The sequence below is a fragment of the Paenibacillus sp. YAF4_2 genome (assembly GCF_052113225.1).
Classification (GTDB): Bacteria; Bacillota; Bacilli; order Paenibacillales; family Paenibacillaceae; genus Pristimantibacillus.
Map to the genome: position 1 here is coordinate 127,073 of NZ_JBFRCT010000004.1, position 24,086 is coordinate 151,158.

The 24,086-nt window shown below is 49.3% G+C and carries 16 protein-coding genes and 2 pseudogenes; 6 read left to right on the forward strand and 12 right to left on the reverse strand.

Annotated elements, in window-relative coordinates:
• Positions 1–12 precede the first annotated feature (12 nt).
• Positions 13–684: an O-methyltransferase gene (locus tag AB4Y93_RS11075; RefSeq protein WP_441891828.1), complete on the reverse strand. Its 672-nt coding sequence runs from the start codon at positions 682–684 to the stop codon at positions 13–15.
• A gap of 140 nt (positions 685–824) precedes the next feature.
• Here AB4Y93_RS11075 and AB4Y93_RS11080 point away from each other — a divergent pair, with 140 nt between their 5' ends.
• On the forward strand, positions 825–1,721 hold the full coding sequence (locus AB4Y93_RS11080) for a LysR substrate-binding domain-containing protein (protein WP_441891830.1): 897 nt from the start codon (positions 825–827) through the stop codon (positions 1,719–1,721).
• A gap of 55 nt (positions 1,722–1,776) precedes the next feature.
• Here AB4Y93_RS11080 and AB4Y93_RS11085 read toward each other — a convergent pair whose 3' ends face one another.
• From AB4Y93_RS11085 to AB4Y93_RS11095, 3 genes are all read right to left on the reverse strand, one after another.
• Positions 1,777–8,247 carry an alpha-amylase family glycosyl hydrolase gene (locus tag AB4Y93_RS11085; RefSeq protein WP_441891832.1) on the reverse strand — a complete coding sequence of 2,157 codons (6,471 nt, stop codon included), beginning with the start codon at positions 8,245–8,247 and terminating at the stop codon, positions 1,777–1,779.
• 323 nt (positions 8,248–8,570) lie between these two features.
• A complete protein-coding gene (locus AB4Y93_RS11090) occupies positions 8,571–9,119 on the reverse strand; it encodes a GNAT family N-acetyltransferase (protein WP_441891834.1) in 549 nt (182 codons plus the stop codon).
• Positions 9,120–9,137: 18 nt separating this feature from the next.
• Positions 9,138–9,974, reverse strand: coding sequence for an AraC family transcriptional regulator (locus AB4Y93_RS11095; RefSeq protein WP_441891836.1), 837 nt, complete (start codon positions 9,972–9,974; stop codon positions 9,138–9,140).
• A 122-nt stretch (positions 9,975–10,096) separates the two neighbouring features.
• On the opposite strand from AB4Y93_RS11095, the gene AB4Y93_RS11100 reads away from it, so the two are divergent.
• Positions 10,097–11,170 carry a Gfo/Idh/MocA family protein gene (locus AB4Y93_RS11100; protein ID WP_441891838.1) on the forward strand — a complete coding sequence of 358 codons (1,074 nt, stop codon included), beginning with the start codon at positions 10,097–10,099 and terminating at the stop codon, positions 11,168–11,170.
• Positions 11,171–11,184: 14 nt separating this feature from the next.
• Positions 11,185–12,342: a Gfo/Idh/MocA family protein gene (locus AB4Y93_RS11105; RefSeq protein WP_441891840.1), complete on the forward strand. Its 1,158-nt coding sequence runs from the start codon at positions 11,185–11,187 to the stop codon at positions 12,340–12,342.
• 626 nt (positions 12,343–12,968) lie between these two features.
• Here AB4Y93_RS11105 and AB4Y93_RS11110 read toward each other — a convergent pair.
• Together AB4Y93_RS11110 and AB4Y93_RS11115 are read right to left on the reverse strand one after the other, a co-directional pair.
• Entirely contained in the window at positions 12,969–14,447 is a 1,479-nt protein-coding gene (locus AB4Y93_RS11110) for an alpha-N-arabinofuranosidase (protein WP_441891842.1), read from the reverse strand.
• Positions 14,448–14,594: 147 nt separating this feature from the next.
• On the reverse strand, positions 14,595–14,894 hold the full coding sequence (locus AB4Y93_RS11115) for a DUF6171 family protein (protein WP_441891844.1): 300 nt from the start codon (positions 14,892–14,894) through the stop codon (positions 14,595–14,597).
• A gap of 238 nt (positions 14,895–15,132) precedes the next feature.
• Here AB4Y93_RS11115 and AB4Y93_RS11120 point away from each other — a divergent pair, with 238 nt between their 5' ends.
• Positions 15,133–15,819 carry a helix-turn-helix transcriptional regulator gene (locus AB4Y93_RS11120; protein WP_441891846.1) on the forward strand — a complete coding sequence of 229 codons (687 nt, stop codon included), beginning with the start codon at positions 15,133–15,135 and terminating at the stop codon, positions 15,817–15,819.
• Here the strand turns inward: AB4Y93_RS11120 and AB4Y93_RS11125 are convergent.
• Positions 15,803–16,654 (reverse strand): helix-turn-helix domain-containing protein, encoded by an 852-nt coding sequence (locus AB4Y93_RS11125; protein WP_441891848.1) that lies wholly within the window; start codon positions 16,652–16,654, stop codon positions 15,803–15,805. The genes AB4Y93_RS11120 and AB4Y93_RS11125 overlap by 17 nt on opposite strands.
• Before the next feature lie 111 nt (positions 16,655–16,765).
• On the opposite strand from AB4Y93_RS11125, the gene AB4Y93_RS11130 reads away from it, so the two are divergent.
• Positions 16,766–17,569 carry a phytanoyl-CoA dioxygenase family protein gene (locus AB4Y93_RS11130; RefSeq protein WP_441891850.1) on the forward strand — a complete coding sequence of 268 codons (804 nt, stop codon included), beginning with the start codon at positions 16,766–16,768 and terminating at the stop codon, positions 17,567–17,569.
• A gap of 65 nt (positions 17,570–17,634) precedes the next feature.
• Here AB4Y93_RS11130 and AB4Y93_RS11135 read toward each other — a convergent pair.
• A pseudogene (locus AB4Y93_RS11135) lies at positions 17,635–17,883 on the reverse strand (RICIN domain-containing protein); the annotation flags it as partial.
• Between the two features lie 26 nt (positions 17,884–17,909).
• Between AB4Y93_RS11135 and AB4Y93_RS11140 the strand changes: the two are divergent.
• Positions 17,910–18,527, forward strand: a pseudogene (locus AB4Y93_RS11140) (substrate-binding domain-containing protein); the annotation flags it as partial.
• An 86-nt stretch (positions 18,528–18,613) separates the two neighbouring features.
• Here the strand turns inward: AB4Y93_RS11140 and AB4Y93_RS11145 are convergent.
• From AB4Y93_RS11145 to AB4Y93_RS11160, 4 genes are read right to left on the reverse strand one after another with little or no spacing between them, the layout of a single operon-like run.
• Positions 18,614–19,672 (reverse strand): LLM class flavin-dependent oxidoreductase, encoded by a 1,059-nt coding sequence (locus AB4Y93_RS11145; protein ID WP_441891852.1) that lies wholly within the window; start codon positions 19,670–19,672, stop codon positions 18,614–18,616.
• Positions 19,669–21,135, reverse strand: a complete 1,467-nt coding sequence (locus AB4Y93_RS11150) for a DHA2 family efflux MFS transporter permease subunit (RefSeq protein WP_441891854.1) — start codon at positions 21,133–21,135, stop codon at positions 19,669–19,671. The genes AB4Y93_RS11145 and AB4Y93_RS11150 overlap by 4 nt, the downstream gene beginning before the upstream one ends.
• The gene (locus AB4Y93_RS11155) at positions 21,132–23,159 is read right to left on the reverse strand and encodes an ABC transporter ATP-binding protein (protein ID WP_441891856.1); all 2,028 of its coding nucleotides are present in this window, start codon (positions 23,157–23,159) and stop codon (positions 21,132–21,134) included. The genes AB4Y93_RS11150 and AB4Y93_RS11155 overlap by 4 nt, the downstream gene beginning before the upstream one ends.
• A gap of 21 nt (positions 23,160–23,180) precedes the next feature.
• Positions 23,181–24,068, reverse strand: a complete 888-nt coding sequence (locus tag AB4Y93_RS11160; RefSeq protein ID WP_441891858.1) for an ABC transporter permease — start codon at positions 24,066–24,068, stop codon at positions 23,181–23,183.
• Positions 24,069–24,086 lie beyond the last annotated feature (18 nt).

Genomic DNA, 24,086 nt, shown 5'->3' on the forward strand with positions numbered 1-24,086 from the left:
CAATGAAGGAGATTAGCTATTAACAAGGCCTAGGACAAATCCGTCATAACCTTTGACGCCAACCGTTTGAATCGCTGTTGCTGTCACCCGTGATTCCTCGGAGAGCAGATCGTAAAATTTTCTTACGCCTTGAACACGAGGATCTGTACTGTGCTTGTTTATCACTTCTCCGTCACGAATAACGTTATCGCCGATAATAACCGTACCAGGATGAGAGAAACGAAGCGCCCATTGCAAGTAATTAGGGTTATTTGGTTTATCTGCATCAATAAAGATCAGGTCAAATGCTGCCGCGCCTTCCTCCTCCAGCTTCGCCAATTGCTCTAAAGCATCTCCGACTCTAATCTCTACCTTTTCCGCGAGCTGGGCTATATTTATATTCTCTTGTGCGACCTGGGCATGTAAAGGTTCAAGCTCGAGGGTAATGAGTTGACCGTCTGTTGGTAATGCTCTAGCCAGCCAGATCGTGCTGTAGCCCCCTAATGTTCCAATCTCCAAGATTCGTTTAGCACCAATCATTTGCGCATATAGATTCAACAGCTTTCCTTGATTTGGTGCTACATCAATCGCCGGCAGCTCTGCCCGCTTATTGTTTGCAAGCACCTGCTCCAGAACAGAATCTTGCTGAACAAGGCGGTCCGTAATGTAAGCATCAACTTTTTCCCAAGTGTGTATGGAACTCATAACGATCACTTCTCCTCGTTGTGGGGTTAACTTCTACTTCTATAGTAAGCGAGTTATAATGATAAGAATAATATATGTTTTTCTTAGACTTATATATAAAATATATGATATTTCAAATGTCTCAAGGAGGTGGCTTTGCCTTGAATTTACATGCTTTGCGTTTATTCCATACAATTGCTGCTGTAGGCAGTGTCACCCGTGCATCGGAACTGCTTAATATCAGTCAGCCCGCTATTACGGCTCAGATCAAGAAGTTCGAGAAAGAATTGATGATCTCGCTGTTTAAGCCACAAGGCCGAGGCATTGCATTAACCGATGCGGGAGAAGAGCTTGCTGTGTTAGCCAAAAGACTATTCGCCGTCGAGCAGCAGATCGAGCAGTTTGCATCTAATTACAGCAACGGTGCGATAGGCAGTATCCGGCTCGCTGCAACTTATCTGCCCTCACACTTCCTGATCCCCGCCTGGATCGCAAAGTTTAAGCAACAATATGAGCAAGTCGAAATGAAAATTACAACAACCAACTCCAGTGATGCCTTGAAGCAGCTGTTAGATGTAGAGGTCGATATCGCGATATTCGGAGGCATTGCCGAGAACTACCCGGATACGATTCAGACCGAAGAGTTGTTTCAGGACGAGCTATGGTTTGTTGTAGCACCAGGCCATCGCTATGCCAATCAACGGGTATCGCTGCCTGACATGATGAAGGAGCCTTTCGTTATGCGTGAGGAGGGCAGCTCAACTCGGGAGAGGCTGCTTTCTTTATGCCGCACATACAATTCATCCGTTCCGACCATCTCACTGCAATTTAATGGCCTGCATGAAGCGATCACCGCCGTTATTGCCGGTTACGGAGCCAACTTTGTCTCCTCCCTTGTCGTACGTGAATATGTCGAGCGCGGTGAACTGGCTCGCGTGTACGTAGAAGGCATTAATCTCAAAAATACGATCGCGATCTGTACCCGCAAGAATGAAAAGCTTCCCGCCTCCACCATGAACCTGGTGCAGATGATCCGCCAGAACCCGTATGTGAAATAGGGTGGCAAAAATAAAGCTGTCCCCCATCATTCAGGGGGACAGCTTTTTACTGCTGCTATACACCTAGCAGCTTATAGATTACTTTCGCGCTTTCGGCACGTGTCGTGTTGCCTTGCGGATCGAACTGACCTTGGCCTTTGCCACTCAGGAAGCCAAGCTTCACGGCTGCTTGAATGGAGGCTTTTGCCCAATCGTGGATAGCAGTCAAATCAGTAAAGGTGTCACCTGTCTCACTGCCTTCTGCTTTCTTACTAGTCTTCACTTTATACGCACGCATGAGCATAACTGCCATCTCTTCACGCGTAATAACGGCATTTGGAGCAAAGGTTGTTGCTGTACGGCCGCGGATGATTCCCGCTTCAGCTGCCGCATTTACACTTTGGGCATACCAACTGCCAGCCGCTACATCCGTGAATATTGCTGACTTTGTCGCCTGCAAATTCATCGCACGAACAAGCAACGCTGCAAATTCCGCACGTGTAATGCTGCGTTCCGGCTCAAACTGATCTGCTGTCACACCTGTGATCACATGCTGAGCAGTGAGCTCCTTAATCATTCCCGCAGCCCAATGGGATGACGGAACGTCTGTAAACGCCTTGTCGTACTCCAATGCAGCGTACTGGGAGAAGTGGTGAATGTCTGCCGTCATCGTACCATCTGCATTCAACGTTCCTCCGACATATTCAAGCACACCATTGTCCGCCACATAATAGATACCGGTCAGCTTCTTGTCGGCTTCACCTTTTAATGTAAACGTCAGTATAAGCGACTCATCAAACTTGCTGAGATTAGCTGTTTCTTTGCCGTTGCCATCAACAAGCGCAAGACGGAAATCAAATACAGTTGAAGCTGCTTTCAGTTTCACATCTCCTGCCGCAGCAGCTTTATCGAGCAGCTCTTGCTGCGCTTTCCCATCGAGTGGCTTAAGCTGCAAGACGATATGCGAGGAAGCACTTGATCCTCCAGCCTGTTTAAGCAGCTCTTGAAGCACGGAACTAGGAACTTGGAGCGTCAAGCTGCCCTGCTTCAATTCAAGCGGCTTACCAGCCAGCAATTCGGCTGTATTAGCAGGCAATACAATCTCCGTTTTCCCTTCAGCAGATACGGTTACTTTGCCATCTCCGGACTGCTTGATTGCATCCTTCAATTGCTGCTCCGTTACGGTCATGGATGAAGAATCCGGCGTCACTCCACCACTTCCACTGCCGTTACCGTTTCCATTTCCATCACCCTCACCATCTCCGCCGCCGTCTCTCGTAATGGCAAGCTCCATCGTTTTAGTCGCTTGAGCAGCCCGGCCCGCATCGGTGTACCAATCCTGGGCAAGTGTCTCAGCACTTGGCTCAATATGAAGCGTGAAATGGTTCACTCCCTTTTGAAGCGGAATATTCTCGATTAGAACATTACCGTAAGCATCCATTGCATCGCCATCAATTGGCTGCCCATTAATAGTAAAGTCTACGCCGTACGGCACATTCGAACGGAGAGTAAACGTCTCATCCGTCGTATCGTAAGAGATATCCTCACCATACGAGATACGCGGCATCGTTACGATCATCGGCATATCGACCCAGCGCAGCACGTAATCGTCAACGACCATCGTATTGCCGCCTTGATTCTTAATCGTCAGCCTCATGTTCGTATCCGTCGATGAATAGGCATAGTTACCTGCATCAACGGTATCATTCGCCAGACGAGCATGCGAGGTAAACGCCTCCGTTTCCCATGTGCCGCGTGTATATTTGTATTGAATCGACTTGCCGGCCATCATTTTGAAGCTGTATTCCACTACATCACGTGTTGTGGCACCACTTGGAACATTCAGCTTATTACCCGAAGAATTCCAGCCATTCAGATCCCCTGCAAGGTAAATATCATCTTGTACCGGCGTATAGCTCGGCAGGTGAACGCGAAGCTTCACGTCGACCATAACCAGCTTTGGTGTAACCATCTGCTCACCCGAGAAAGCACGATTATATGCACGGTCTGCAGCAGCTACTTTGTACGTGTAAGTCGTATCATTTCTTACGGTGAAGTCTACATAAGAGACATCCGCCTTGCCGGCAATCGCGATTTTCACAAATTCAGAATCAGCCGTCTTGCGGAAAATCTCATAATGATCAACCGTTGTTTCCTCTTTATCCTCTGTCCAGTTAAGAAGAACACGGTTCGATTCAACCGCAATATCTGCGAGTACTGGCGCTTCTGGTGCAATTGTATCGGAGCTGTCCGCTTGAGCAGTCAGTGAAGCTTCATCAGACTCCGTGAAGGACTCACTGTTATCCGTGGATACTTTGGCAAAATACTTATAAGTTCCCGCTTCCGTTGGCTCAAAAGCTGCCCAGTATACTTTTTTGCCATCTTCCGTATCTGCTTTGTAACGAAGTTTTGTTTCTTCAGCAATCGCTTTGCTTGTGCCATCCTTATAGAAGGCAAGACGGGCAATCACATTTGGTGCTTCCTTACCGGCATAGGCTTCGTCGTCCGTCAGACCTGGGATATCAATTGTTACTTCAATCTCCGAAGTTTTGTTGCCAACACCTAGCGTAACCTCATCCGATTGCTTCGTAATCGAAACAATATTAACCGGGAACGAAGGTGTAGCGGAGCCGTATTTACTGAGCGGGCTTTCGCCATTGTCCGTTACTGCTGTTACCGTATAGTAATATTTCTTGCCGTTTACAACATCCGAATCAGTAAAGCTTGCATCATCTGGCTGACCAACCAACTGCAATTGTCCGCCTTCAATCGCTGCACGGTATACGTTATAGCCCGTTGCCCCGGACAATACATCCCAAGTCAGCGTCACTTGACCATTGCCACCAACAGCATTCACATGCTGTACCTGCGGCACTTGAACCAGCTCAGTCGTCGAGGTCATCATCAAACCGCTCATGGCTTTAACGGTCAACGTAATCTTACCGCCTGCAACTGCTGCTTCAACCTCGCTGCCAAGCTGGTCTGCCAGCGTCAAGCCTTCCGGCAGGAAGCCCGCTACATCAGCCTCAATCGTAACATCCGTTTCGCCGCGGTTTACAACAACAAGCCCCGCTTGGCTGTTTGTTTTACGAGCATAAGCAATAACATTGCCCGCATTATAAGCTGTCTTCAGCTCACCTGTACGGAATACTTCATTGTTATCTCGGATGCTGCCCGCCTTTTGATACGTATCAAACAGTTCTGCATAGCGGCCTACCCCTTCATACGAACCTTCAGTCCCTGCTACACGTTCCCAAGGGAAGGTACGGCGGGAATCCGGATCCTTCGTGCCTGTAAGACCCACTTCATCTCCATAGTAAATCGTTGGCGCACCCGGATAGCCCATTTGGAAAATCGCCGTCAGCGCTTGCATCTTCAGCGCTTTGTCCGAAGCATCAGGTGCAATCGCCAAATGCTCTTCTTCCCACTCCGGCTTATCGTATTTCGTAATCGAACGGATGGTATCATGGGAATCGACCAGGTTCAGCATCACTTCCCATGCCTCTGCCGGATAATCCTCGCGAATGGATTCCAGCGCATCGTTGAACTGCTGAGCATTGCCGTTAATAATAAAGCTTTGCAGCGCACCGCGGAAACGGTAGTTCATAACCGAGTCGAATTGATCCCCAAGCAGGAACTTCGTTGCTACTCCCCACTCTTCGCCAAGAATAATCGGTTCTGGAATCGTCTCACCATTGCTGTCCACACGACCCTCCGTCGACTTCACTGCTTCACGGAACTTCTGCCAGGTACCTGCCGATACATCAGGAGCAACGTCCAGACGCCAGCCGTTAGCCCCCATCCATTCCCAGCGCTGCGAATTCGATTCCTGCATCATCGCAGAAGCTTCTTCATCGCTTTTGCCAGTCAGATCATGACCGATAACCAAATCGCGGTAACCTTGAACGTTCCATTCATGATTACCTTCAAGCCCTTCTGTATCACCTGCTGCAGCTGCTGGAGCATCAATGACAGGCAAGGAATCATACCCCCACCAGCCTTCGTATTTGTAATGCCCTTCCACTTTTTCATTGGATACCGTAAACCATGTTATAAAATCAAAATCCGCCGGATAAGCATAATGCTCACCTGTTGCCGGGTTGATCTGCGCTGTGAACGAATCAACCACCTGCTGCTTCGCTTCATCCAGCGCCGTACCTTTGTCATTGACCAGATCGTACACTTTAGCCCAGAATTCATAAGCACCAATCTCTGGATATTTCCCATAGCGGTCAAAATAAATCGAGTCATCGCCGACGTGGTTAAACACACCGTCAACGATCAGCTTGATGCCCATCTCATGGGCTTTTTTCGCAAAGTCGGTAAATACGCGGTCAGAAGCTACTCTTGTCGCTTCATAATCCAGCCCGGAATTAGGATCGCCAGGCGTATTGTATACGGGCTCTCCAAACATCGGATCAAGATGCTCGTAGTCTGTTGCATCGTATTTATGATTTGAGCTTGCCCAAGCAATCGGATTGAAGTAAATGACGTTCACGCCAATCGACTTCAAGTAGTCGAGCTTCTGCGAAGCACCTTGAATATCGCCGCCGTAGAACTCATTCGTCCATACGCCATCCGATTTGGCATCCGGGAAATACGGCTTCTGTTCCGGTGTAATCCGGTCCGGATTTTCCGGTGCTGTCGACCATGTGCCATCCACTTGATTTGGCGTTGGATCATTCGCAACTCCGCCGTCGAAGTATTGCAGCTCGTACCCGCCTTTAGAGGTTACGCCTGCCGTTGTTGTGTCGCCTTGGACTGGACCACGATAGCCGTCTTTGGTCTTCGCACGGTTATTCGTCTTGTCTCCATCATAGAAACGATCAGGGAAAATCTGATACACAACCGCATTTTTCATCCAGTCCGGAGTTGTGAAGTTTTTATCGTAGACGGTCAAATCATATGGCAGTACGCCTTCGTCTGCCGTAGTACCTGTTGCGCCACGCGAACCGTCATCGCCGTATTCCACCTTCGCTGTTCCGTCGATCAGAATAAACTTATATCCCCATACGCCAATGCCTTGGAAAGCCTCGCCCGGAATCGTTACTTCCCAGTAATCTTGGTTATCAAAAGAAGTCGCTTTGTGCATATCAAATGCGGAAGCAATACCTTCCGGATTGCTAAGCTCAACCCGCACCACCTGCGCGTCACCCGCTTCTGTCGCAATACGCAGCGTGACATCTTCGCTTCCTTCTTTTATAGCGCCAAACGGCTTCTTATAAGTAATCGATCTGGAGTCAAAAACCAGCTTATCCCGCTTAATCATTCCGTCAAACTGGCTGTCAGCTGGTTTGTAATTGCTAGTAATCGTCCGATCTGCTAGTACGGTGCTGAAGGTAATATCAGCTGGATCGAGCGTCGTCAGAATGAAATCCTCACCGCCCGTACCGTAATTATTTACCTGCCAATTGTCGCCTTGTACGACTTTCATCTCATAACGGCCTGCCGGCAGTGTCCGCTGCAGCTTGTAAATTGAGCCGTCAAAGTTATAGTCAACAAACATTTGCTTCGCTTGATCCGGCGCCCAGGTAGACTCGTCAAACGCAGTTTGAATATCACCTACAAGACGAGGCCATTCAGCCGCAGTCAGTACAGGCACATATTGCGAGACACCACTCACGTCAGGCAAGTTGATACGAATTTGTCCGAGCTCATCATTTAAGTAGAAATTCACTTTCGTTGGAGCTGTAAGAACAAACGCGAAGTTATTGCCATTATTCGAATAACCATCCCATGATCCTTGGCGGACAAGCTTGAACTCATAGCTGCCAGGATCCAGCACAGTCGAATACGCGTAGTACTCACCGACCAAATGACTCATTTGCGTGACTGTTGAAGCATTGTTCCATTCTTGGAACGATCCAACGACTACCCATTTGGCATTGCCGCCTGGCTGATTAACGAATACATCCGCTGTCGGGCCGTCGGCAGGAGGCTCACCTACAACAATTTTATTATTCCCGTTAGATGTCGCATCGTTCGTTGGATCAGCAAACCATATACTTGGCAGCCCATCTGCCGCCGAAATAAATTTATACGTATAAGTGCCGTCTGCCAGCGAATCTGCCGCAAACGTGTAATTGCCTTCATCAAGCACCATCTCATGCTGATCACCAAAAGCATTAGCGTCAAAGCTGCCAGCTACTTTAATAAGTGGGGTATAGCTGAGATGAATGATACTATTCTCGTCCGAAGTGACGCTAAGGTTGGGATTATCCAGCCAATTGCCGTTTACGAGAAATTTATAGCCATAAGCTTTGTTAGGCGCATCACCTGTCACTTCTGCCGTAAAGGTGCCGTCCCCATCCTCATCTGCCAGCACAACCTCAGGATCACCCCAGCTGTTAAAATCTCCTTTCGCCGTAACGCTGATCGCCGACTTTGGCAGTACAAAATGAATCGTGCCATCCTCCGCATAAGTCCCATTGACAGCGCTTGCATTTGCTTGCTGCGGGAATTGTCCAAAACCTTGAATAACCATAAGAATAGCCAGCATGAATGACCAGACACGGGCCCTTTTCCTGCTTCGTAATTGTCTCTTCATACGCGTATAATCCTCCCTAAATCGAAGAAATGGGCAAACGATTGCACAAAAATACGTCAAAACTCCTTTCCGCTGATAATAAAAAAGCTATCCCTCGGATTAGAAGAGATAGCGGGGTTGTTCCGATTTTTCTTCGAAAAATCAGAATACATTGCCCTTAAATTAGGCGTTTATCAGCATGTATTAACTATTTCCATCCTATTATGAAAACGCTTTACAGTCAATGGCAAGATAGAAGAAATTTACTATTCGACAGGATGGGAGAATTTATGAGCAACCGTTTGCGCATTTTGAACTAGGAAAATAGGTGGAGTGATTCCCACCTATACGTCTGGCCGATCATAGACCATTTGCCAGCAGTCCCGATATTCGCCTTCATGCCATTCATGCTTTTCGAGCAGCTTCACTTTCTTAAAGCCACACTTCTCATAGACCCGCAAAGCTCTCATATTCCAAGCCTGTGGATCCATGACGATCTTCCCTGCCTTACAATTCTCAGTAAGATAACGAACTGTTTCCTTGATGAGCTCCGACCCAATTCCTTTATTCCAATAGTTCGGCTCGCCGATAAACTGATCCATTCCGTAAATGAGGCCTTTATCATCTGAGAGATCATACTCTTCTCTTTCATCTTCTTCAATCTGATAAAACTGAAGATAGCCAATGTCGACACCATGATGCTGTATAATGCAGGACGTTACCCCTTCCCGATCCTCATAAAAATGCTTCTGAACGAGCGCTTCGTCATGCGGGTTATCCCTGCCCTCATAGAATTCCAGCACAACAGGATCACTCAGCCATCGAACAAACAGCTGTATATCCGATGGCTCCAGCGTACGCAAACTGATCTCCTCACTCTGTAGGAGGATCATATCATCACCTCGTATCCTTTATTTAAGCAGGTGCTGCCGATAGGCCAAAGGAGCAACCCCCATAATTTCGCGAAACACTTTGCTGAAATACGAGGCATTGGAAATTCCCACCTGATAGCCGATCTCCGATAAAGGCAAGGAGGTTTTGCGAAGCAGTCCGCAGGCAATTCGGACTCTTGTCGCCTGGGTATAAGCAACAATAGTTGTTCCCGTCGATTCCTTGAATAGATGGGCTACATGATACGGTGACAAATGAAGGGCACTAGCCAGCTCCTCCAATCGGAACGGTTCCATATAATGCTCTTCGATCCATTGCATGATATCTTCTACGTGATGGTTATGCTTTTTGAGAAAAGATGCGTCACCTTCTGGGTTTTGCTTCAGTTGATGAACGAGGCTCAGCAGAAAAACACCCATATTTTCCTCGAATTCACCCTCACGCATGCTTCTGCTTATCTCATTGAATTGCCTCAGCAGCGCAACAAACGGCGTGTTTTCCGCCATCGCATGAACAGGATGTATATTGGATTGCTGACGCAGAATTCGTTGAAAGAAGCTTTTGAGCGAAGGAAAATCATTCAAATAGCCTTGCAGCACAGCCGGCTCGAACAACAGCACACTTCGTATAAAAGGCTCCTCTTGCGTCACCTGAATTTGAATCCGGTGCATCTGAAACGGCGGAAACAGGAGCAGCGTGTTGGGTTCTATCGAATACGATTTCCCCTCTATAATTAACAGTCCTCGGCCCTGATGTACATATGTAAGCTCCATCTGCGAATGGGCATGGAAGACTTCACCGAAGAATTCTTTTGACGTTCTCCGATATTCGTAGTTGAACCATTCTGTCGGAAACAACCTTTCCCCCGCCCTCCTCTCATTACCGCAAGATATAAACATTTTAGCGCAAAATGGAGCCATTCACCCTCTCTTTTTTCATTTATTCTATTATCAAATCCATTTAAGGAGCTGTTAGTGACGTGAATAAGGCAGATGGCATGAATTATGCACCGCAGGGTAAACCAAATCCAGTCGTAAAGCCGGGGGAGTTCCAGTTTGCCGCAATAGCACTGGATCATGGGCATGTCTACGGCATGTGCAACGGACTGATCGAAGCAGGAGGAGAGCTTGTCTCTGTATATGATCCCGATCCAGCGAAGGTAGCCCAGTTTGTTCAGCGCTACCCACATGTAAAGACAGCAGCATCGGAAGAGGAAATTTTCGCAGACTCCCGTATTCAGCTGGTTGCATCAGCGGCTATTACTTCCGAACGTTGTGCCCTTGGCCTTCGGGTCATGCAGGCAGGCAAGGATTATTTTACAGATAAAGCCCCACTGACGACCTTGGAGCAGCTTGAAGACGCCAAGCGGGTTTCCGCTGAGACCGGGCGTAAATACATGGTCTACTACGGTGAACGGCTCCATAACGAAGGAGCTGTATTCGCCGGTCAGTTAATTGAACAAGGTGCAATCGGCCGGGTCGTACAGGTTATGGGCTGGGGTCCACATCGCACGAATGCCAAGTCTAGACCGGAGTGGTTCTTCGAACGGGAGAAATACGGCGGTATCTTATGCGATATCGGCAGCCATCAAATTGAGCAGTTTTTATACTATACGGGTGCAAAGGATGCAACGGTCGCTCAATCCCGAATTGCCAACTACCATCATAAGCAATATCCCGAGCTTGAAGATTATGGTGATGTGATGCTGACAGGTGATAATGGTACGGCCTCCTACTTCCGAGTGGACTGGCTCACACCAGACGGACTCAGCACATGGGGAGACGGACGAACCCTGATTCTTGGTACAGACGGTTATATTGAGATCCGCAAATATGTCGATCTCGCACGTGATCCTCAAGGCGATCAAGTGTATATGGCTAATCATGAGGGAGAGCATCATTTTTCCGTAAGAGGTGAGGTTGGCTTCCCGTTCTTCGGTCAGCTTATTCTCGACTGCATCCATCGCACCGAGAATGCGATGACACAGGAGCATGCCTTCAAAGTCGCCGAGCTTAGCGTATTATCCCAAAATCTTGCGGTCCGATTGGAATAGGAGATGATCTAGTTATGTTGAAAATTGCTATTATTGGAGCCGGAGCGATCAGCAGAGCACATATCGACGCTTATCTGAAGTTTCCTGATCGATGCCAGGTTGTTGCTGTTACCGATATTTATGTCGATAAAGCCGAAAGCCGTATTTCACAATGTCAGCTACCCGGTGCAAAAGCATACAGCGATTACAAAGAATTGCTAGCGCAGGATATCGATCTTGTATCGATCTGTACCCCACCTTACACCCATGCTGAGCTTGCTGTGGAATTCCTGCGGGCAGGCAAGCATGTTTTAGTCGAAAAACCGATGGCCTCTTCCCTTGAGGAATGTGATGCGATGAACCAAGCAGCTGAAGAAAGCGGCAAGCTGTTATCGATCGTCGCCCAAAATCGCTTCCGCACGCCGATGATGAAGCTCAAGTCCGTCGTAGACAGCGGGTTGATTGGTCCGATCGTTCATTCCCAAATCGACTCCTACTGGTGGCGCGGCCATTGCTACTATGACCTGTGGTGGCGCGGAACTTGGGAGAAGGAGGGCGGCGGCTGTACGCTGAACCATGCCGTCCATCATATCGATGCGCTGCTATGGATGATGGGACGCCCAACCGAGCTGCAGGCTTTCATGAGCAATACGTCGCATGATAATGCAGAGGTAGAGGATCTATCGATTGCGATGCTGAAGTTCGCTAACGGTGGGCTTGGCCAAATTACAAGCTCCGTTGTCCATCATGGCGAGGAGCAGCAGTTAATTTTCCAAGGTAAGGCAGCCCGGATCTCCGCCCCATGGAAGCTGGTTACTTCGAGCTCGATGGATAACGGCTTCCCGACTCCTAATCCGACTCTTACAGCGGAGATTCAAGCCTATTACGATAATCTGCCTGAGGTTGCTTATGAAGGGCATACCGGTCAAATCGATAATGTCCTCTCAGCTATCGAGCGCAGAGATTCCCTGCTCATTGACGGTCATAGTGGCCGGGCAACGCTTGAGCTCATTCTCGGTATCTACAAATCAGCCAGCACCGGCGAAAAGGTCCGCTTCCCGCTCCATGCCGATGATCCGTTCTACACACGGAAAGGCATTCAGGACAACGTCCCGCATTTCTATGAGAAAAGCGCCTCCGTCGAGAACTTCCAAGACCGTACGATTACGACCGGGAGTAACTTGAAGGGATAGACGACTTTACGCCAAATGAAATTTCATCTGCTCGCACCTGAGACGGGCTCGTTTTTACACTTACGTGGACCAATAAGACCCTGACGGGGTCTTATAGTCTCCCAATCTACTCWAYTGTTGCCGAATAAGACCCCACGAGGGTCTTATTTCTTCTGCTCGCACCTGAGATAGGCTAGTTTTTACACTTACGCGGACCAATAAGACCCTGACGGGGTCTTATTGTCTCCCAATCTACTCTACTGTTGCCGAATAAGACCCCACGAGKGTCTTATTTCTTCTGCTCKCACCTGAGATGGGCTAGTTTTTACACTTACGCGGACCAATAAGACACTGACGGGGTCTTATAGTCTCCCAATCTACTCAATTGTTGCCGAATAAGACCCCACGAGGGTCTTATTTCTTCTGCACTCGTACCCGAGCTGGGCTAGTTTTGACGATTAATCGGTGAGCTAAGGTTCCTAAAGGACCTTAACTTATCACGTAGAGGCCTCATGCGTTGACTTAAGGCCCATCAGAGACCTTAAGCACCTGTCAACCCACCACTCTAGCCACTTGATCGATAGGGGCAATATCAAAAAAACCGTTAAGACCCTTTCGGGTCTTAACGGCTTCTATTTTTCGCTCGACTATTGCTCCAATCGCAATGTCACGACTGATGCAGCTGGCAGATTAAGACTCAATTTGCCGTTCTCAATCTTCGCTTCGTAATACGACTTCACACTGACATTGACCGGATCCTCGAAGGTGTTATGAGCATGGACTGTATCGGCAGCAAGCAGCTTGCCTGAGCAGTTGAAGCTGCCTTCGGTGCCGCGAAGCTCCAGGCTGATCTCCGATTGCTCGGACGGATGCAGGTTGTACAAGCTGACATGGACAACGCCGTCTTTCTTCGACGCCGTAATACCAATTTGATCAAGCTCCTTACCGTCGGCATTTACTTTACCAAACTCACCGTGGATCGCAAGCGCCTCTGCATCTTGATGGACATTGTACATCTCAAGCACATGATACGTTGGCGTGAGCAGCATTTTGTCACCTTCGGTCAACACAACTGCCTGCAGCACGTTAACCATTTGAGCAATGTTCGCCATCTGTACCCGATCGCAATGCTTATGGAAAATGTGAAGGTTAACCGCAGCTACCAATGCATCACGCATCGTGCTTTGCTGATAGAGGAAGCCCGGATTTGTGCCAGGCTCCACGTTAAACCAAGTCCCCCACTCATCCACGATCAGGCCAACACGTTTGTTCGGATCATAACGATCCATCACCGTGCTATGGCGGGTGAGGAGCTCATCCATATGAGCTGCTTTTTTCATCGTCACAAACCAGTCGTTTTCATCAAACTCAGTTGCGGAACCTTTATCTGCCCAAGTGCCAGGCACCGTGTAATAATGAAGGCTCAGACCACTCATGAAGCGCTCTGCTTTGTTCATCAGAACATCGGTCCATCTGTAATCGTCGGAGTTTGCGCCACCTGCGATTTTGTACAGCTTATTGTCGCCGTATTGACGGACATACGTCTGGAAGTTGCGATACAGATCCGCATAATGCTCCGGAAGCATCTCACCGCCGCAGCCCCAGTTCTCATTACCCACGCCAAAATATTTCAGCTTCCAAGGCTTCTCGCGGCCATTCTGACGACGAAGGTTTGCCATTGGGGAATCACCGTCAAAGGTCATGTACTCCATCCATTCGGACATTTCCTGAATCGTTCCGCTGCCTACGTTGCCGCAAATATAAGGTTCAGCGTCAATTAGCTCACATAAACGGAAGAACTCATGCGTACCGAAGTGGTTATTTTCCACAACGCCGCCCCAGTGTGTATTGACCATTCTTTTACGTGTCTCGCGAGGACCAATGCCATCCTTCCAGTGATACTCGTCAGCAAAACAACCACCCGGCCAGCGAAGAACAGGAACCTTCAGGTTACGCAGTGCTTCAATGACATCATTACGAATACCGTCCGTGTTCGGGATATCCGAATCTTCCCCTACCCACATTCCTTCATAAATACATCTGCCTAAATGCTCCGCAAAATGGCCGTAGATGTTCTTATTAATCGTGCCGATACTCCAATCCGTATGTACAACTGCTTTATTCATCCTATATTGCCTCCTAAAAAGAATGATTACCTAAACAGCCAGTTGGCTGTTCGTGATGATTCTTACCTCGTAAGCATTAACTTAAAGAATGATTACCTAAACAGCAAGTTGGCTGTTCGTGATGATTCTTACCTCGTAAGCATTAGCTTAGTAGTTTACTTCCCATTGCTCTCGAACAGCCTGCTGCGGGTGAGGGCAGCCCTTATCCTTCAGCTTTGCGCGCACCTGAACCAGACATCCGCAATGCATGCAGGTTGTGTCATAAGCCAGACTCGTACAATTTCCGCATGCCTCAAGCCGCTTTGCATAAAGCTCATCGGTCACGCAGGCATCTGCTTTTATTTTGGATATTAGGCGCTGGATCTGCTCGTCCGTCACTTTCACATCAGCTGAGCATCCCTTACAGCCACCCCGCGCTTTCTTACTGACAGATTCTGTGGTTGTCATGTTTGCTTCAGCTCCGTTCGCAGGCAGGACATTATTTAATTTTCTCTACTAATATTGTATGGGATTGTGGAAGCGTCAACAATTCACTATAATGAGAAAAAACTGACCTATCCTGCTTTTTTTTCGAGAAATGGAGTTGTTCATAATTATCCGATTAGACCGTTGCGGCTACCGGTTCGTGCATCCTAATGGCATATCCATAATCCGCCCCCATGGCTCAGGAGACTATGCTTTTGTCTTGTTCAAGAAGACCTCTGAAGTGATTGTAAACGGAGCACAAATGATTGCCGACAGCGATTCGTTTATCCTGTTCCAGCCGGATACGCCGCATTCGTATAAAGAGATGGATCTGCCGTTCATTAACGACTGGTTTCACTGCGAAGGAGAAGAACTGGGGAAGCTTCTTAACGAACTGAATTTCCCGCTCGATAAGCTTGTACCTGCTGTTGATCCGATGCTCATCTCCCGAAGCATTATGGAGCTGCACCGGGTACAGAAGCAGGGCGGGCAATTGATGGAGCGTATTCTGGATACTGACATTCGGGCGCTTCTAATGAAGTTAAGTAATTTATATGAGCTGTCTCAGCATCCCGAGAGACCAGGCCGGTACATTCGGCAGTTCTCGGAACTTCGGGACGAGCTGTATAACTCACCGCAAAGCCATGTAACCGTAGAGATGCTGGCCGACCGCGTCCACCTCAGCAAGTCGTATTTCCAGCATCTCTATAAAGATATATTTGGCTGCTCGGTTGTGACCGATATGATCAACGGCAGACTGGAGCTCGCCAAATATTTGCTTAAGAACAGTTCTTTAACTGTATCTGCAATAGCCGCACGGTGTGGCTATGAGCATGAGACACATTTCATGCGGCAGTTCAAAAAATTCGTAGGCCAAACGCCTAGCCAGTTCAAAGCGAGGGTGTAGTCTCCGTCTTTCGCTTATACTCCGCTGGACCACAGCTGTACCGTCTGCGGAACAACGCCGCAAAATGGTTATAGCTTTGGAAGCCGACGTCAAAAGCTGCTTCGCCGGCTGTCCGGCCTGCTTGCAGCATAAGCAGTGCGGCCTGTTCGAGACGCATGTTGTTGAGCGTATCGACGATCGATCTGCCGGTCTCTGCTTTGAACAGATGCGACAGCCGGGAGGCGGACAGCCCTACCCGTGCCGACAGCTCGTTAATGGACAACGGCTCCTGCATCTGGGCAGATAAAATACGCATAACTTGGCTAACCCGGTAATCCAGCTTATCCGCCAGCTGGCCAGCCATCAGCAGAATTAAGGCACTCAGCTGATTATCGCACAGCTCCTGCCAGAACCCGCCTTGCGCCCTGGAATCATGAAGCAATGACCGGAATATACGGAGTACGCGCCGCTGCAGCTCACTTGAAGGCAGCGGGCAGATCAGCACTTCCTCGTCCGGAAGCAGAGATGACTCCGGCACCCGCTTGAAATGTACCCACATGAAATTCCACGTTTCACCTTTGACCGTACCATACGTATGGGGAACGCCCTTGCGGAGCAGCACCAGTTCGCCTGCTTTGCATTCCTTCTCTCCGGCAGGCGTATGAAAATAGCCCTGCCCCTCCAGTGTAAAGACAAGCAGCCAATCCTCTCGTCCGCTAGGCCTCGCCATAGAATAAGTATCATTTTCCCGGAAATGACCGGTTAGAATACCATTCTTCGATTCAATCGCCACTGCCTCCACCTGCCTTCTCTCGTTACCATAAGCGTAAGGCTTAATAGAGCATTCGTCCAGCATAATAGCAGAATCCAAGCAGTAATGAGCATAATCCCGACTTCAATCCCCCCCCTTAATTCCATACAATTAGAGACAAGAAGAAGCAGCAACCAAAGGAGAGGGGCAGTCGAAATGACACAGTCGCTTAAAATGCTTACCGAGGAGCAGATGAAGCAGTTTGAAACCGAGGGTTATGTCATCGTAAGAGGTGTATGGAACAAAGAAGAAGTAGAGGAAATCAAAGCTGAATTCGAGAAAATCAGCCTTTCTCCTGTACCCGGCTATTTCGAGCCTGTAATGGAAGGTGAGCAAGAGGATCCGCTGCGCCGCTATCCGCGGGTGATGCATCCACATCGGTTCAACGAGCTGAGCAAAAGCTATATGCTTCATCCTGGTGTTCTCGAAATCATGCATGATCTGTACGGAGAAGAAGCTCTTGCTGCGCAGAGTATGTTCTATTACAAACCGCCGGGCTCACGCGGGCAAGCGCTGCATCAGGATAACTTCTATTTGAAAGTCGAGCCGGGTAACTGTATAGCCGCTTGGGCGGCAATCGACCGCTGTGACGAAGAGAACGGCTGTATGCTGCTCGTACCAAAAACGAACACCTATGACATCGTTTGTCCAGAAGAATCGGATTCTAACGAATCATTCACCAACCATTACGTGAAGCCTCCAAAAGAAGAAAAACCGGTTGCCGCTATTATGGAGCCTGGCGATATCCTGTTCTTCAACGGCAATCTGATTCATGGCTCTTATCGGAACAAATCGAAGGAGCGCTTCCGTCGCGCGTTTATTTCTCACTACGCAAACAGTAGCGCAATGTCCATCTCGCATTGGTATAACCCGCTCTACAAAGCAGACGGCACGGAGCTGTCGCTGGAAGCCAATCCGGACGGCGGACCATGCGGCATCGAGACGCCGGCTTATCACTAAACACGATAAAGGGAGGCACGCGATCTTATCGGATCGCTGCCTCCCTTGCTTATACGCTAATCAATTTATTTCTGCTCCATTCTCCATTCCTGCCGCGCCAATCCTGCTTGTGCATCATTAAGCGTAAGTGTTGTACCGTCCTCCGACACTTCAAGCGCCTTGCCGTTGTGTACGGAGGTGATCGTTACGGTTCCGTTCGAATTCGGGCTAATGATCCACCTCTGATTATTGTAGCCAAGGTAACTGTAAAGCTGCATGGTATTTTGCCCTGTATTGAGATCAAGCGCCTTTCCGCCTTCCGCCCGAATCGAATAGGAGCCCTGTTCATCACCTGTCGGGGATCAGTGCCGAGGGCTATAACCTGTCTTTTCATATTATTAGAGAAGTGGATTAGGTCTCGTTATCGCTGCCTAACAATTTCGATCTGTCGAATGTAGACGGCATTGTATGTATTGAAATATTTAACCCTGCTTATAGCGAATTGATTACTAGCCTTGGCGTGCCTACTATATTTATAGACTGCGCCTCCACGGTATGATTATCCCGAATTCAAAGCAGATATTCTTCTGATGGAGAATCAGCACAGCGTCTATCAGCTTACAAATCACAAACGGTTATTCCAGTTTCGGATTTATCGGGGATTATAACCACTGTCTCAGCTTTAATGAACGCTGGCTGGGATTCAATCGGGCTCGGGCTCTCAGCGAGGCCGGAATACCGCTTGATCTTGGCCAATGTATAATAGACGACGATCGCCTCAATCAGTGGCTTTGATAACGGACCGGAGTCGATGATCGTCGAGCCCCATCTTACAACCGTCCATATTTTTAGCAACGAAATGGGCGTGAAGGCAGCGGAAATGCTGCTGTCAAGAATCAATGATCCGGAGCAGCCTTATCAGGTATCGCATATCTTTACGAAGCCGATTATTCGGGATTCTACTGCGGGGATTCGATAAGGTAGAGGAGCCGGTTTAAGCCGGCTAGCGGAAACAGCAGTAAGCCCCCATCCTCAGATAGGGGCTTTTCGTTATTCAACAACAGGTTAAACCGTTACTCCCTTTACTTGCTCCTCCCACACGCTGCTCGGCACTTCACGGCGCAGCACCGGGGCAATGTCCACTGCGAACCGCTCCATCTGCTCGCGCTGCTCGGCTTCGGATAAACCGTCTACACTGAGGGACAACACCTGGTGACCGAAGGCCGCCTGGTAGTTTACTATTTTCTCAATGATCTGATCGGGGCTGCCGATTAGACTTGGACCTCTGGCAATATTGTCCTCCAGTGACGTAAACGGCGATTGGTTATGCTGCGCTGCGGCTGTCGCTTGGAACGCCTCATAATAAGGGCGGTATCTCTTAATCGCCTCTTCTGTTGTATTCGCAATATATAAGCTGCCTGCACCGGCGCCAACTACTGCTTTCTGAGGATCATGTCCATAATAGGCCAGCCTTTCGCGATAATGATCAATGAGATCTTTGTATTTGACCTGCGGATGAAAGCTGTTTGAAGAAAATATCGGCTCACCGTAGCGTGCAGCGAGTTCCGTGGATCTCGTGCTGGACGCGCTCCCGTGCCAGATCGGAATTGACCGCTGAAGTGGTCTTGGCTGCGTGGTCACCTGATGAAGAGCTGGCCGGTATTTCCCTTCCCAGTTCACATTCTCCTCCTGCCATAGACGCCTAAGCAGTTCATACCGCTCCTCCATCGAATCCCACTGTTCCTCTTCTGTAATCCCAAACAGCGGATAATGCCGCGGATCATTGCCTTTGCCAATGATCATCTCGAGCCGTCCGCGGGACAGGTGATCAAGCGTTGCATAATCCTCTGCAACCCGTACTGGATCCAATACGCTTAGTACGGTTACGGCAGTAAGCAGCCGAATACGGGATGTCCTTGCAGCAATAGCCGATAACAGCAGCGGCGGTGAAGACGACAGGAATGGCGCTCCATGCCGCTCGCCAATGCCATAACCATCGAACCCCAGCTTCTCAGTAAGCTCAGCCTGCTTGATTATATTTTCAAATTTTTCACTAGTCGTGAACTGCTCGCCTGTCACCGGGTTTGTGAGATTCATGACAAGGCTGAACCAGATGAATTTCATAAGCTTTCACTCTCCTTTGGTGTCGTAACGGGCGCCGTCATTCGTCTGCCAAGCAGCAGCGCAATTGGAATTGCACAGGCCACAATGATACTTGATACAAGAAAGACATCATGAATGCTATGCATATAAGCAAGGCGATACTGACTGGTGCCCTCACCACCGCCACCTAATTCAGATTGATGGAGCTCGAGCCGAGAGTAAAATAACGAAGTACATAAACCTAACGCCATAGCGCTGAACACCTGTCTCAACCAATTGAGTAAAGCGGACGCATGCCCGATCCACTCTTTAGGAACAGCTGACATGCTTGCATTTGTTGTTGGTGTCGAGGCAAGGCCGGTTCCGATATTACGGACAGCCAGCCAAATAATGATCACAACAAGACTGGTCTCCGGAGGCATCTTGCTAAAATAATAAGTACTTATGAACAAAATCGTACAGCCAATCATAATGAGTCTGGCAGGGCCAATACGGCTGTACCATCTGCCTGCCGCAAACGTAGCAACGGTTAAGCATCCGGCTGCAGGCAGGAACAAGAGCCCTATCTTGAAAGGCGATAAGCCTTTCATCTCTACTAATAACAGCGGCATGAAATAGACAACCGCGTATAGTCCAAACGATAAAATAAGGGATGCCATAAGACTAAGCGAAAATCTCGGATTGAGCAGCAGCCGAAGCTGCAGGAGAGGATGATCACTGCTGCGCTCCTGCCGTACAAAGAGAACAAAACAGCCAACACCAACAACCAGCATCGTCCAAGTAAGAATGCTACCCCAGCCCCATGCGTTCATGTTGCCGAAGAGCAGGAGCAGAGCAAGACTTCCACCCGTAGCAAGCAGCAAACCAGGCCAATCCAGCCTTGCAAGGCCGTTCGCCTGGTCCTTCGGAATAACAGCTGCACCTACAGCCCATGCGATGATCCCAACAGGCACCGTCACAAGAAAAATAAGATGCCAGTCGTAGCTTTGCAGCCAGCCGCTTAATGACGGACCAATCGCTGTACCGAGTACAGTCGCGAAAGACCATACACTTAGGGCAAAGGACTGTTTTTCCACTCGAATTGATCTGTAGATTAAAGCCAGCGAGACCGGCTGGATAAGCCCGCAGAAGAGTCCCTGTAAAATACGAAAGGCAATAAGCGCCTCCACATTCCACGCTTGTGCACATAGAAACGAGCTTACGGTAATTCCCCCGATTGCAAATAGAAACAACCGCTTGCAGCCGAACCGTTCCATCGCGTAACCGCTGATCGGAACAACAATGCCGCTTGCTAGTGTAAATCCGGTCATCATCCACTGGACGGTTTGCAGCTCCGTACCAAATATACGAATAAAACCGGGGAGCGATACGTTAAGGGAGACGACATGATACATGCCGACGAAAGAGCCAATGAATATAGCGGTCAATACCGGCCAGAACGCTGGTAAAGATGAGTCCGACTCCTGCTGCTGATTCTGCTTCATATAAGTGTGTAGTGGCAGGCGGCGTATCGATCCTCGCCCAGTGGGCGAAGCTCCGGCTGCTCCTTCCTGCATCGTTCCGTTGCGAACGGGCAACGGGGGTGGAACCGGCAACCGCTAGGCGGATTGGCTGGCGATGGAATTTCACCTTGGATGGATGCAGCCATGCTGTTCTGACCCGGAACAGGCTGTGGAATCGAGTCAATGAGCAGCTTCGTATAAGGGTGAGCCGGACGGCGGAACAGTTCATCACTAGGCGCAATTTCAACTAACTTACCTAGATACATGACGCCAATCCGGTCTGAAATATGTCTCACAATCTGTAAGCCGTGAGCGATAAATAAATAGGTCAACCCTAGCTGTTGCTGGAGCTCTTGAAGCAAATTCACAATTTGTGCTTGGACGGAGACATCAAGCGCAGACACCGCTTCATCTGCAAGAATAAAGCTCGGGTTTAAAGCGATTGCCCGGGCAATGCCGATCCGCTGCCGCTGACCGCCCGAGAACTCATGTGGATATTTGCCGCTGCTGGCCGCATCAAGACCAACTAGCTGCAGTAATTCCTCCACACGATGCTTACGCTCGTAACCCGTCATCACACTATGTACCTTAAGCGGCTCGGCAATACTGTCCCCGATCGTCCATCTTGGATTAAGGGAACCATAGGGATCTTGGAAAATAACCTGCATATCCCGTCTCATGGAACGAAGCTCAGCGCCATCAAGGCTGGTCAGTTCCTTCCCTTGAAACTGCACTTTCCCTGAAGTAGCCTGCTCCATCTGCAGCAGAACACGACCTAGTGTGGATTTACCGCTTCCTGATTCCCCAACTAGACCAAACGTCTCGTTCTTCCGAATGGAGAAGGAGACGTCGTCTACCGCCCGGATGAAGGCACGAGGGGCGGTAAAGCTTTTACGCTTCACTGGGTAATATTTATGCAAGTGCTCTGCGACAAACAGCGTTTCGCTTTCGCTCCGGGGTGCAGTATCCGTATGCTGCCCTTCCAGCATGGGCGTCTCATCTAGTCGTATATTCCCTCTATGAAGAACGACGACCGCTTCTGCAGCAACTCGTTCTTCATGCCAGCAGGCTGCCCCGCTGCCATTCCGATCAGTAAGGGGCGGCGCTTCGGTTCTGCAGCGGTCGGTCGCATACTCACATCGAGGATGAAACAAACAGCCGCTTGGCAGTGCAGCCAGTGGCGGTATCGAGCCTTGAATAGCATACAGCCGCTCACCACGTACACTATCTAGAGGCGGAATGGATTGCAGCAGTCCTCTTGTGTATGGATGGCGCGGCTTCGCGAATAGCTCTGCAGCTGTTCCTTGCTCGACGATCTGACCAGCATACATAACGACAATTCGGTCAGCCATCTCCGCAGCAATACCCAAGTCATGAGTAATGAGCAGAATCGACATCCCAAATTCCCGCTTCAATTCCTGCAGCAGCTTCAAGATTTGAGCCTGAATCGTCACATCAAGTGCGGTCGTTGGTTCATCGGCGATAAGCAGCTCTGGCCCACAGGAGAGCGCCATCGCAATCATCGCCCGCTGGAGCATGCCCCCGGATAATTCACCGGGATATTGCTTCATCCGAATGGCAGGCTCAGGTATTCCAACACGGGTGAGCAGCTCGGTTCCACGTTCCCAAGCCTCGCGTCGACTGACCCGTTCGTGCTGTATAATCGTCTCCACAATCTGTTGTCCAATGGTGAAGACAGGGTCAAATGCCGCCATTGGCTCTTGGAATACCATCGCAACCCGCTTCCCACGCAATCGACGAAGCTCAGCCTCCGGCAGTGATGCTATATCCCGCCCCTGCAGCACAATACTTCCATGAGTAATTGAACCATTTTCATAATCAATCAGCCGCATAATCGCTTTGGAGGTAACGGTTTTTCCGCTGCCCGACTCTCCAACAAGACAGACAGTCTCCCCCGGCTGTATGGAGAACGTTATATTCGTAATGGCTTGCAGCGGGCCATGCTTCGTACGAAACCCTACAGACAGTCCCTGAATATCAAGCAATGCTCCCGCCTCCTTCCTATCTCAACTTTTCTTCGGATCGAGCTGATCTCTCAGCCTGTCGCCAATGATATTGACAGCAAGCACAAACAACGTAATTGCAACGCCTGGAAAAGTACAAATCCACCAAGCAACCGTCAAATAGCCGCGTCCCTGCGATAGAAGTGTCCCCCAATCAGGTACTTCCCGAAGAACACCAAGACCAAGAAAGCTAAGTCCTGAGCCAGTCAGAATGGATGTCCCAACGCCGATTGTCGCCATCACAAGAAGCGGAGAAAGCGAATTGGGCAGGACATGCTTCCAGAAAATATGAAGCGGAGAAGCGCCTGCCGCCTGTGAGGCTTGAATAAATGTCCGTCCCTTAATACTAATGATCTGCGATCTCATAATACGGGCATAACCCGGAATGGAGGCTACCGCCACAGCCAGCACAATATTAAACAAGCTTTTCCCAAGTGCGCCTGCAATGGCCAGTGCTAGCAAAATACCGGGAATCGTCATCAAAATATCGTTGAAGCGCATCAGCACCGCATCAAGCCAGCCTCCTGCATAACCCGACAAGGCGCCAATAGCTCCGCCTGCCAGCCCGCCAACGATAACGGACGCGAATCCGATAAACAAAGAATCACGGCTTCCGTACACAACAACACTGAATATATCCCGGCCAAAATAATCCGTCCCGAACAGGTGAGCCGCACTTGGCGGCTGCATGATACTGTTCGTTAGCATCTCCGTTGGTGAATAGGGGGCGATAAAGGACGGTACGATGGCACAAGCCACGATAAACAATACGACAGTGACAGCTCCAAGCACGAACAGATTAGATGCCGTAAATCGTCTAAACCGAATAGCGGCAAGCCGCCGCCCTCTTTGCTTCTGCCAGATCGTACTGGCTGTAGCTGCTTCACGCATGCGAATTTCAGCTCCCTT

Bases quoted from the DNA above. Each gene is read 5' to 3' on its own strand.
- AB4Y93_RS11145 (WP_441891852.1), bottom strand. From the start codon at position 19,672: ATGAAATTCATCTGGTTCAGCCTTGTCATGAATCTCACAAACCCGGTG.
- AB4Y93_RS11075 (WP_441891828.1), bottom strand. From the start codon at position 684: ATGAGTTCCATACACACTTGGGAAAAAGTTGATGCTTACATTACGGAC.
- AB4Y93_RS11125 (WP_441891848.1), bottom strand. From the start codon at position 16,654: ATGCTGGACGAATGCTCTATTAAGCCTTACGCTTATGGTAACGAGAGA.
- AB4Y93_RS11090 (WP_441891834.1), bottom strand. From the start codon at position 9,119: ATGATCCTCCTACAGAGTGAGGAGATCAGTTTGCGTACGCTGGAGCCA.
- AB4Y93_RS11130 (WP_441891850.1), top strand. From the start codon at position 16,766: ATGACACAGTCGCTTAAAATGCTTACCGAGGAGCAGATGAAGCAGTTT.
- AB4Y93_RS11085 (WP_441891832.1), bottom strand. From the start codon at position 8,247: ATGAAGAGACAATTACGAAGCAGGAAAAGGGCCCGTGTCTGGTCATTC.
- AB4Y93_RS11110 (WP_441891842.1), bottom strand. From the start codon at position 14,447: ATGAATAAAGCAGTTGTACATACGGATTGGAGTATCGGCACGATTAAT.
- AB4Y93_RS11105 (WP_441891840.1), top strand. From the start codon at position 11,185: ATGTTGAAAATTGCTATTATTGGAGCCGGAGCGATCAGCAGAGCACAT.
- AB4Y93_RS11150 (WP_441891854.1), bottom strand. From the start codon at position 21,135: ATGAAGCAGAATCAGCAGCAGGAGTCGGACTCATCTTTACCAGCGTTC.
- AB4Y93_RS11115 (WP_441891844.1), bottom strand. From the start codon at position 14,894: ATGACAACCACAGAATCTGTCAGTAAGAAAGCGCGGGGTGGCTGTAAG.
- AB4Y93_RS11160 (WP_441891858.1), bottom strand. From the start codon at position 24,068: ATGCGTGAAGCAGCTACAGCCAGTACGATCTGGCAGAAGCAAAGAGGG.